This window comes from Mesorhizobium sp. L103C119B0 (genome assembly GCF_000502235.1).
In the GTDB taxonomy this organism is placed as follows: domain Bacteria; phylum Pseudomonadota; class Alphaproteobacteria; order Rhizobiales; family Rhizobiaceae; genus Mesorhizobium.
Genome location: NZ_AYXE01000043.1, coordinates 1 through 9,534, shown reverse-complemented (window position 1 = coordinate 9,534; position 9,534 = coordinate 1). Strand labels below are relative to the sequence as shown.

Sequence of the window (9,534 nt, the reverse complement as noted above, 5' to 3'; positions counted from 1 at the left end):
CCCTCCGCATTCTCGCGAAATGAGTGAATCACGGAGCTACCCCAACCGCGAGCCCCTTTTTCAACAGCCTGCTAGGCGCACCAGCCGATCTGCATGCGGCAAGGCTTTTTCTGGCGTGGACGACATCTCCATCAGATGAATATAGAAATGCAACAACCCCGGATGTCCCCAGGCTGCTGGCTGGGTCGTGAAGGCGCGGTCCAAAGCCGCGCGCGCTTCCACCGTCGAGGTGCCAGCCGAAGGCTGCCCGGTCCGAGTATCCCACAGCGCCCAAGGCGTGCGGTTGATCAGTGCCTCGACGAAGATCGCGGTCACATCCAGATCGTCAGGGAACCTCTCGTACACTGTGCGCATCGCATCAGCGAAATCGTCATTCCAAGGGCCATAATCCGCAATCTCTGGATCAGTAGGGAAGCGCGATGTCAGCGCATCAAGCAAGGCGCGCTCGACTTCGATTGCAGACAGATCGCACGCTTCCGCCAGCAATACATGCGCCCGCGTCAAAGCGACAATACGCTCTTCAGGCCCGAAGGAGGTCCATAGCTTGTTGTAGTTTGGACCCAGACAGTGGGCAATTCCCCACCGCGCCATGACGTTCGAAGGCGCCACCTCGAGCGCGCGCTCGTAACAGGCAATGGCCTCTTCGTGGTTAAATCCGTATTGCCAGATCAGTCCCCGGTCGAACCACATCTGCGCCTCGGAAAGCGTGTTGTCCAGCCGGCGGGAGAAGGTGCCTAGATCGAAGTACGTCATCGTATCCAACTCCATGGCTGTCGGCGACTAGCCGCCCAAACTACATCAAACCCCCGAAGGAAGGGAGTTCGACTTCAGGATGCCGCCCGATGTCACCGTGCGATCTTCATCAAGAGCCGCGATAGGTGCGCCCATCCCCGCCCCGACGCCGTTTTCGGACCGGACCGACAACGATTTCCCCTCAACGAGGAGCGATGTGGATGGACATCTCTGCATTGGCTTTGGGCGATAAGCCGGACTGAGACAGTTTACCCGATCAGCCTCAAGGGCTGACGCTTATCAATATGCGATGTGAAACACGGATCGTTGTCTGAACTGGGGCCGAAAGCAGATAGCCTGTTCTCAGGATAATGCAATCAAGAAGCGGGCATTGCGTCGCACATAGTCGAGGCAGCTATGTCGCGCTCTGCAGGCAGAGCCGCCAAGGCCGCGAACTGGGCCTGCGCGGTTTCGACGAGCGCTGCCTACCTGAGCCGCCGGCTAGGCTGGGTGCGTTTCTGCACATGGTCATGTTGGCTAGCAAGCTCTCTGTCTTATGATTTGCGAGGATCGACCTGGGAAGAGTCTCGGCGATGATCTTCCTCTTCGGATAGTGGAGTTTCTACGAAGGCTATCGGGCCGCGATCTTCAGTTCCCCGGTGGCGACCCTGCCGACAAGATTGCGCATCACGTCGAACGTCAGAAGGTTAACACTGCCATCGGTAACCATGCCTACCGCAACGTCCGAGAAGTGCTCGGCGACGAAGCGCACGACCGCAGCTTCCTTCTTGGGTAGCGCCGAGATCAGGCATGAAGCGTTGCTGACGATCCAGGTGTCGCCGGACTTGTCAAACCGGAAGGCGACATGATCGGTGCCGTCGGGATACTTAATACTGCCCATGGCGCAAGAAGCGATCTTGCCGGCTGATTTCGTGGGAGCGTTCAGGAACATCTCAAGGCTATCGATGTTCCCAGGGTTATAGGAATGAACTACGACAGCCAGGCCGAAATTCGGCGTTCCGCTGGATTTGTCGATCTTGACGTCGAGGTCGGTGACATAGGTCGAGTCGCTGCCTCCTTTTTGCGTCTGTCCCTCGTACGCGTGTACCTTGAACACGGGCACAAGCAGACCTGCCTGTGCCGCGGCATCGTTCGGTACGTTCGAGACGACCGCCACCTCGGTTGGCGGCTCGATGAATGTTCCCCTCTGCAAACCAGCGGTTGTCGGGTCCGAGTAGAGCGCGAGGAAGGACCGCACTGTCGCAACGCTTAGGTCCCGAGGTGCGACGGCTGCCGGCAATGTGCGGCAACTCAGCGCCATTTCGCGGGTGCGCTCGCTGGGACGCCCGTCCGGCTTGCCGACGTCACAGCCCAAAGCATTGAGGGTCACCTGCAGCGATTTGAGCGCGACGGCGTCGCCTAGCGTGTAGAGACCATCGCGAGTTGCGGCCCGTCTGACCGCCGCGAAGTATAGCGACGCGTCTCTGACCCGAGCGACCGCTTGGGTGCAACAAAGATAGATGCCAAACTTGGCGTAATTGGTGCTCTCAAGTCCGGGGGTGAAGGTCGGTCCACGCCACTCGGTCACTAATTTGCCATTGAGGTACGCCTTAACCCGACCGGAGCTGTCCTTCGCCCACTTAATAAATAGCTCGAAGCGGCTCCACTTGCCGACAAGGTTCTTGAAATCGGCGACCTTGAGGCGCGGACCGGGCGTGCAGTTGTAGTTTCTGAGCGCGTTACTGAATGCAAGGTAGAGAGAGTCATCTTTGCCCGCGAAATTTGCGAGTGAAATGTGCTGGCATTGTTTGTTGTGAAAGTAGAATAGTTGCATGTAACCGTCAGCTTGCTTTATGCCGTATGGGAAGTCGTCAGGTAAGTAGACGGCGAACCCATACCAGCCCTGTTTCGGCTGCCCATTGCCGTTCTTTTTGGTCGCAAAGACGTTTTCACGAACTTGCGACCGTACCGACTGCTCGTCGCAGTCGTTAGCTGGAGCATGCGGCTCATAGCGCCGTGGACTGCAATAACCTGAGGGGATCCGAAAAGAATAAACCTTGGAGGTCGGCGCCTCGCCGGTTGGGTCATCGATGATCGCAACGGACTTGGGAGCACTCAACTCGTCGATTACGAGAGGATCGAAACCGGTTTCTTCGGCGGCCTCCAGCCGGCCCGTGGCATAACTCACAACCGCAGTCACAGCCAAGGCTATAATAACGTTGAAACGCGGATGGAGCATCGCACCCTCCTCTCGATTTTCCAGCGCGTCCGCGCTTGACATTCAATTAGACATCGGCTGATGACGCCCTTCGTTCGCCTGATACTGTGCCCTTGTGCAGAAATCGACGAGCTCGGATCATCGTTAGCGCACTTACAGTCCACCAAACCAAGGCCTTGCAGTTTACCTGATGCCTGGCGATGGCGACTCTGAGAATGGCGCCGCTACGCCGTTAGCCAGTCGCTCCATCATTCGCGGCGCGGCTGCTAGCCAATAACTCATTGCTGTTTTGTCACAAGCTGATGCACCAAGGCCAACGCTTGACGTTTGCAACCGCTGCTTACCATCCATCCAAGAACTTCCAGCGGATTTTCAAGAACGTTCTTTGGAAACATTTTAATTTCGATCGACGCCGATGTCTTGTTGGTCTCGACGACAACAGATTTCACCTCGGGAGGAATACGGTCTGGAAGAGAGTAAGTGAGCTTGCCTGCGCTCCAGACTATGCCGTTGAACGGCTCACCGTCGCCGATGCGGATTGAAAAAACCGCGCTCTGACCTATGCCCTCGCGCGCAAGAACCATAACACCATCGCGGATGCAGCCCGGGGCGGATTCTTCGATGGACACTGCCCAGGGGTCGTCGAGCCCGCTCGGCGTGGAATAGTCGCTAGTGGTGCGCGAACCGCCGATGGACTCCGTTCTCTTGCGCTCGTTCGCCAAGAGGACGGCTATCAGGTCAAGCTTTGAAGGGCCTTCCTGCGCTTTGGCAGTCCCCTGTAAACTGCCGGACGTCAATGCATCCTCAGTTACCACGAAGGAATCTGGACCCGAAAGCGCGTTCACGCTGCCGTCCTCGCCGAGCAAAGTGACGACCGTACCGGCTGGCACGTTGATGACGTCGCTTGGCATAAAGAGCTTGCCTGGCGGCAGTTCATCCACCGCCGGCTCAGCTGACAGGACCACATACTGGCTGCCGGCGACCGCGCGTTGCGCCGTCACAAGAACGGCCGCGGTGAGGGTCAGAGAGGCGATTTGCGAGATCGGACGCATGAGGCTCATGTCATTGATGACCCTATTTGTCGGCAAGATGAATGTCTGCTCGGAAGCGTCCGCTTGCAAGACGGCTATGATGAAAAGCGATCAGGGCGTCTTGTGGATAGTTTGTGACCAACAGCTCAAATGCCGCTGTCGCGAGCTTATCGTCGGTGCCAAGCAGGGCGTACGCCTTTGCGTATTCCTCGCATAGTATCGTATTTTCTGACGTTCGGCTCATTGCCTCGAAAGCCTCGATGCCTTGGTTCTTGCCCTTAAGGTGCAGAACTCCCGCAGGCCGCAGCAAGAAGCGCGTTGCTTGTTTCGCGACTTCCGCGCTTATGCAATTTTTCGTGCCGATGTACTTGTTTGCGCCCTCCAGTCGGGCCGCAGTGTTTACCGTGTCTCCAATAGCTGTGTAGTTGAAGAACCGATTTCCCCCGAAGTTGCCGACGATTGCAGGCCCGCCATGAATACCTATGCGGGTGGATCCGAGTGAATGGCCCCGTCGTGCCGATTTCTCGCGCAGCCGCTGCGCGTGGTCCTGCACAGCAAGTGCCAGAGACACCGCCCGCTCCGCTTGGTCATTTTGTGCTGCCGGAGCCCCGAAGAAGCCGACCACCGCATCGCCGATGACCTTGTCGATGGTTGCACCATGCTCGACAAATAACTCGCAGAGCCCGTTCAGATATTCGTTCAATACATCTGCGAGCACCTCTGGCGCGAGTTGCTCGCTGAATGACGTAAATCCCTCGACATCCGTGAATACACAGGTGAGCTCACGCTTCTCGCCACCGAGATGGAGAGCGTTGGGTTCCTTGACAATCGCTGCAACAACGGCCGGACTGACATATTTCGAGAACGCGTTCAGAATGAACTGGCGAGCCTTGGCGTCCCGTCTCCAAGCCAGGAAGCCAACGAACGCCGACAGGCCGACCACAAGCAATGCAGGGGCGACCATCGGAACGAGGATTGCGAACCGCGCGAACGCCCACGCCTCACTGATCCATACTAGCAGCACCGTACAAGCGACCGCGACAGGTTTGAGGACCACCGGGATCGGCCGCGAAACGATCCATAAGCAGAACAGCCCGACAAGAAGCATTGGCGCATAGCCCACTGCAGGCCAAGGGGTCGTTATCCGATTCCCGGACACGAGCCTGGCTAACGAATGGGCGTGGATCGCGACGCCAGGGAGGACACCGATTTTCGCCCCGCTCAACAACGCGAACGGTGTCGGATGACGGTCTATTTGCTGTAGGTCTACACCGATAAGAACATATTTCCCCTCGAACCAGCTGAGCGGTGCCAGCGGAACGGCCTGTGCCGGATAGGTTGGAAAGCTGAAGGGCAGGCTGTTCCCCGTGCGGTAGTAGACCATCTCCTCCGGCGAGTGGCCGCCACCAACGCCGGTGGATGCTGCGATCACTGCAACAAAACTTGGCATCCAAGCGCCGCCGCCTTCTCGACCGGGGAAGGCCCCACGGACCACGCCGTCGAGATTGTCATGCAACAATGCTGCAAGGCCCCGCTTTGCCGACGGAGCGAACGCGTTTAGATAGTCGGATTGTCTTTGGGTAAGGCCGTCAGTCCGCGAAGCCGAGGCGATCACCACAGGCACACGGGCGGTTTCAATGGCAGTTTCGAGGCGGGCATCCTTTTCCGGCTCTGTTGCCTGGTCGAACAGTAGGTCGATGCCGATGGCGAGAGGGCGGGCGGACTCGATCCGGGCCACCATGTCGGCCAAGAAGCCACGGTCCAGTGGTGAGCGGTATGGAAAATTCGCCAGGGTCTGTTCTGTTATTGAGACCACGACGATGTTGGGTGGAGCATGGGTGAACGGCGAGATCGAGACCATCATCACGTCGCGCAGGATGTTCTCCAACGGCGGTGACACGAGAGCGGTCCAGAGGCCCAGCAGAACCAGATAGGCGAGCGATGCGGCGATGCCCCCTCGCCGCAGGCTGACGATCCGGCCAAGTGTCCGCACGCCGAAATACACCCCTAAGTGGAAGCGCTACTCGCTGCCAGCATACCCGTTCAGGCGCATCAAGCAAATTGTCGCCCGTTTGCATTGGAATGCACGACCCCAGCACCGAAACGGTGTCCGCCAATCCATCTCAGAGTCGCAGGCCACTCGTCCGCAGCCCGGGGCATAGCTCTTTTCGGTTGCATTAGCCTCTGCTACAAGTTCCCTTGGGGAGCCGTTTCGCCATGCGCCGCGCTTTCATTCTCTTGGTTTTATTGTTTGCCGCTGTTTCGGGACAGGCAGTCGCCGAGAAACGCCTTGCGTTGGTCATTGGCAATTCTGCCTATCAGCATGCCGTCCAACTAGCCAATCCGAAGAACGACTCCTCCGACATAGCTGCCAAACTTGAAAGCCTTGGGTTTCAGGTCGTGAGCGACCAGGACCTCGACTTGGCGGGAATGCGACGCACAGTACGCAACTTCTTGGAGAGGCTCGACGGTGCCGACATGGCGCTTTTTTTCTATGCCGGACACGGCCTGCAGGTGAATGGCAGCAACTATATGGTGCCGGTGGATGCACAGTTGTCCAGCTACAACGACCTCGACTTTGAGGCCCTGCCGATAGACCTCGTACTTTCGGCGATGGAACGCAGCACGAAGGTTAACCTCATCTTCCTCGATGCCTGCCGGGATAATCCGTTTGCGGAGAAGCTTTCCCGCTCCATGGGGACGCGCTCCGGTTCCCTAGGGCGTGGTCTTGCCAGACTTGGCAGCGGAGTCGGGTCGCTAATCGCGTTCGCAACGCAACCAGGTAACGTCGCGATAGACGGGGCGGGCCGGAACTCTCCGTTCACAACTGCACTGCTCTCGCACCTCGGCACGCCGGGGCAGGATATCATGCGCGACCTCGTCGATGTGCGCCGCGATGTGCTGGCCGCCACGGATGGGAAGCAGGTGCCGTGGGAAAATTCGTCGCTTACGGGAGAAGTCGTTTTGAGGCCTCTCGCGGCAACGGCCGAGCCGAAACAGGCGTCTGCTTCGCTTCCGCAGACTGCGTCGCCAGACAACGCGGTCGAGCTAGCCTATTGGGCGACCATCAAGGACTCAACCGACAAGAGCTTCTTCGAGGCGTATCTACAGCAGTTTCCGACGGGCGTCTTTGCGGCCCTTGCCAGGCTAAAGATCGACGGTATCGCCAAGCGTTTTGAAGCGGAACGGCAGGCTTCCACCAAACAGGTGGCGGGACAGCCAACGACGGAGCGCATCGCTAAGGCAACCGACAATACCAAGGCGATGGAAGTCGCCAGCCTTGAACAACCCAATCCGCTGCCGCAGTCACCGGCAGGCAACATAGACGCTGGCGAACTTACACGGGCCACTCAAGTGGAACTGGTTCGCCTGGGGTGCCTGGCCGGCCATGCCGACGGCAAATGGGGCTTGGGCAGCCGCAAAGCACTTCAAGACTATGCCGGCAGGCAAGGTGTCAAGCTTGCATCATTGGAACCGACAGCGGAACTTCTGGAAAGACTAAGGGCGGTCGGAGCTCGTATCTGCCCGCTTATTTGTGAAGACGGAATGAGGGTGCAGGGCGATCATTGTGTGCCCCAGACGAGCGGGCTAAGCGCCTTTAATGGCACATGGAAATTAGTCAGACGAGCCACAACGGACTGCGGCGATTGGCGAGAACTCTCAACACGCGTTTTCATAAGAGATGGCAGAGTATCGTCTGACTCCGGATTTACAGGAAGCATTTCCAGCAGCGGCGCCGTCAATATGAAAAGCACCTTTGTATATAAAGGAAGAACGGGCGGGAACACCCTGAGCGGGGTCATAAAGGGTGACAACGGAACCGGCAGATTTAAAGGGACCGGAGCTGGCAGCGGGTGTTCAGGAAAAGTTATTATGGAAAGAATGTAGAAAGGGCGGAGTCGGCCGTCGGCCGCACTTCTGTTGAAAGGCCGATGCTACGAGGCCAGCAACTGCAAGAGCTACATAGGAGTCAAGAGCCGATCTTAAACATGAACGGCGGTCGTATCGTCAAGCTCATGGAGTTCGCCAGCGGCGTCAATGTCGGCAACTGGTGCAAACGTGCGGCTGCGGATGTTCGCTCGGATGTCCGCTTTTGGGATGCGGTTAGGGTCTGCTCAACGACGGATATTAGGCGCATTGCTGACCTTCAAAGCGTTGGTGCAGGGCCTCTGCGCCTAGCAATAAACGACATGAACCGGGAATCTCTTCCTGGGAGGAGCGGGGAACTCGATGCGTGACTCTTGGGGAGATGCTCGGGATGGACCTCGAGAAGCGTGATTTTGATCTGCGGCTTACACCTGTTGCAGTCGAAATTGAGCTTCAAGGGATCCACGCCGCCGCCATTAGACCATCATCAGGTCCGCGGACCGGCAGTAGCGGACGTTGCCGCAGCTGCACTCGGCTTTCACAAGCATGTTGTGCCGGGTCGCCTTCCCAGAGTGTCGATCGGATCGTGCGCCATAGTGAACAAAAATGAGGAACATATTCCTGTCCAGTCAAGAGGGATTGACTACCGTGTTCCTATTTTGTTCACTGCGGGCAAATTGGAGACAGAAACCGACGATTGCGACTGAATCCGAACAGCCCGAAATCTACGCCACGATAAGGCGCGAGCTGCCGGCCATACATCGCGCTGTCAGCAAGATGGGAAAGCAGATGCGCGGCCTCTCACCTCTCAGCCAAAAGGCGGCCATCGCTGAATTAACCGCCATATGGTGCCTGGCGAACTATCCCGCATGACCTTGATCGTGCATTGTCTTTGGCAGAGGCCATACATGACAGGGCCACTCCGCGACGACGACGCGTCGACAATCATGCATGTGAACATGCCGGCTGCGGCAAGGATGGAGGCTTCGGATTTGCAAAGCCGCGCATGGCATCGCACTGGTTCTGCATGGAAGACCGGAAATCAATGACGGTTTCCTCTATCTGTGAGGCCGAGGAAGCGCTCCTGGGGCAGTGGCCAAATAAAGAAGCGGCGGCCTATAGGAATGCGTGCCGATTAATTGCGGAGGCCAAGGATGGAAGCTGCAGTCCGGCCGTAGCATTTGCGGCGTTCAAGGCCGCCGCTATCGACCAGCGCTTGCTGCAGCCGGCCAAGACGGAGTCCGGCGCTCGGCATGTCGGACAAGTGCCATAAACCATCGTGATGATGAACCGCCGTCTCCTAGGCGCGTCGCTCGCTGATTTCGTCAAGTTGCTTGCTTCGGGGGAGCTTCCAATCCTAGACGAGAAGACTGATCGCCAGCGAAAGCGACGGCATCTGCTTCATATTCGAATGCTCGGGAATACGTTTCACCGTTCCTCCCTATGATGCGAACAACCCACTCGCCCAACGAATGGCGGATCTCTAGGAAGAGGGAAGACGAAGACGGCGGCCGGTACGTGACGCTGTCCAATGCCCTCGGGAGGCTTGTCCCGCCAAAATCGGCTCCATCATCGGAGGAATGAACTTCACGCATGCACTGACTCCCGAGATCGCGAGTCAATTAGCGCGTGCTTAATTAGTTCCGGAGCGTTTTAACGAATCGTTGACCGCGCTGTCCCAGAATA

The 9,534-nt window shown here is 57.8% G+C and carries 6 protein-coding genes; 2 read left to right on the top strand and 4 right to left on the bottom strand.

The window, feature by feature from the left end; all coding sequences use genetic code 11:
- Nucleotides 1-60: 60 nt before the first annotated feature.
- The 4 genes from X728_RS137285 to X728_RS137300 all read right to left on the bottom strand — a co-directional run bounded on the left by X728_RS137285 (nucleotide 61) and on the right by X728_RS137300 (nucleotide 5,974).
- Nucleotides 61-753, bottom strand: coding sequence for a tetratricopeptide repeat protein (locus tag X728_RS137285; RefSeq protein ID WP_155924063.1), 693 nt, complete (start codon nucleotides 751-753; stop codon nucleotides 61-63).
- Between the two features lie 610 nt (nucleotides 754-1,363).
- A complete protein-coding gene (locus tag X728_RS137290) occupies nucleotides 1,364-2,971 on the bottom strand; it encodes a heparin lyase I family protein (RefSeq protein ID WP_196815128.1) in 1,608 nt (535 codons plus the stop codon).
- 257 nt (nucleotides 2,972-3,228) lie between these two features.
- The gene (locus X728_RS137295; protein ID WP_023692409.1) at nucleotides 3,229-4,011 is read right to left on the bottom strand and encodes a hypothetical protein; all 783 of its coding nucleotides are present in this window, start codon (nucleotides 4,009-4,011) and stop codon (nucleotides 3,229-3,231) included.
- Between the two features lie 13 nt (nucleotides 4,012-4,024).
- Nucleotides 4,025-5,974, bottom strand: coding sequence for an adenylate/guanylate cyclase domain-containing protein (locus tag X728_RS137300; protein ID WP_023825861.1), 1,950 nt, complete (start codon nucleotides 5,972-5,974; stop codon nucleotides 4,025-4,027).
- Between the two features lie 224 nt (nucleotides 5,975-6,198).
- Here X728_RS137300 and X728_RS1000000168070 point away from each other — a divergent pair, with 224 nt between their 5' ends.
- Both X728_RS1000000168070 and X728_RS137315 read left to right on the top strand, forming a co-directional pair.
- Nucleotides 6,199-7,869 carry a caspase domain-containing protein gene (locus X728_RS1000000168070; protein WP_023833254.1) on the top strand — a complete coding sequence of 557 codons (1,671 nt, stop codon included), beginning with the start codon at nucleotides 6,199-6,201 and terminating at the stop codon, nucleotides 7,867-7,869.
- Between the two features lie 985 nt (nucleotides 7,870-8,854).
- Complete coding sequence (locus X728_RS137315; protein ID WP_023711802.1) at nucleotides 8,855-9,121, top strand: DUF982 domain-containing protein; 267 nt, start codon at nucleotides 8,855-8,857, stop codon at nucleotides 9,119-9,121.
- The last annotated feature ends 413 nt before the right edge of the window (nucleotides 9,122-9,534 follow it).

Excerpts from the sequence above, each read along its gene's own strand:
- X728_RS137290 (WP_196815128.1), bottom strand. The coding sequence starts at position 2,971 with ATGCTCCATCCGCGTTTCAACGTTATTATAGCCTTGGCTGTGACTGCG.
- X728_RS137315 (WP_023711802.1), top strand. The coding sequence starts at position 8,855 with ATGGCATCGCACTGGTTCTGCATGGAAGACCGGAAATCAATGACGGTT.
- X728_RS137285 (WP_155924063.1), bottom strand. The coding sequence starts at position 753 with ATGACGTACTTCGATCTAGGCACCTTCTCCCGCCGGCTGGACAACACG.
- X728_RS137295 (WP_023692409.1), bottom strand. The coding sequence starts at position 4,011 with ATGAGCCTCATGCGTCCGATCTCGCAAATCGCCTCTCTGACCCTCACC.
- X728_RS1000000168070 (WP_023833254.1), top strand. The coding sequence starts at position 6,199 with ATGCGCCGCGCTTTCATTCTCTTGGTTTTATTGTTTGCCGCTGTTTCG.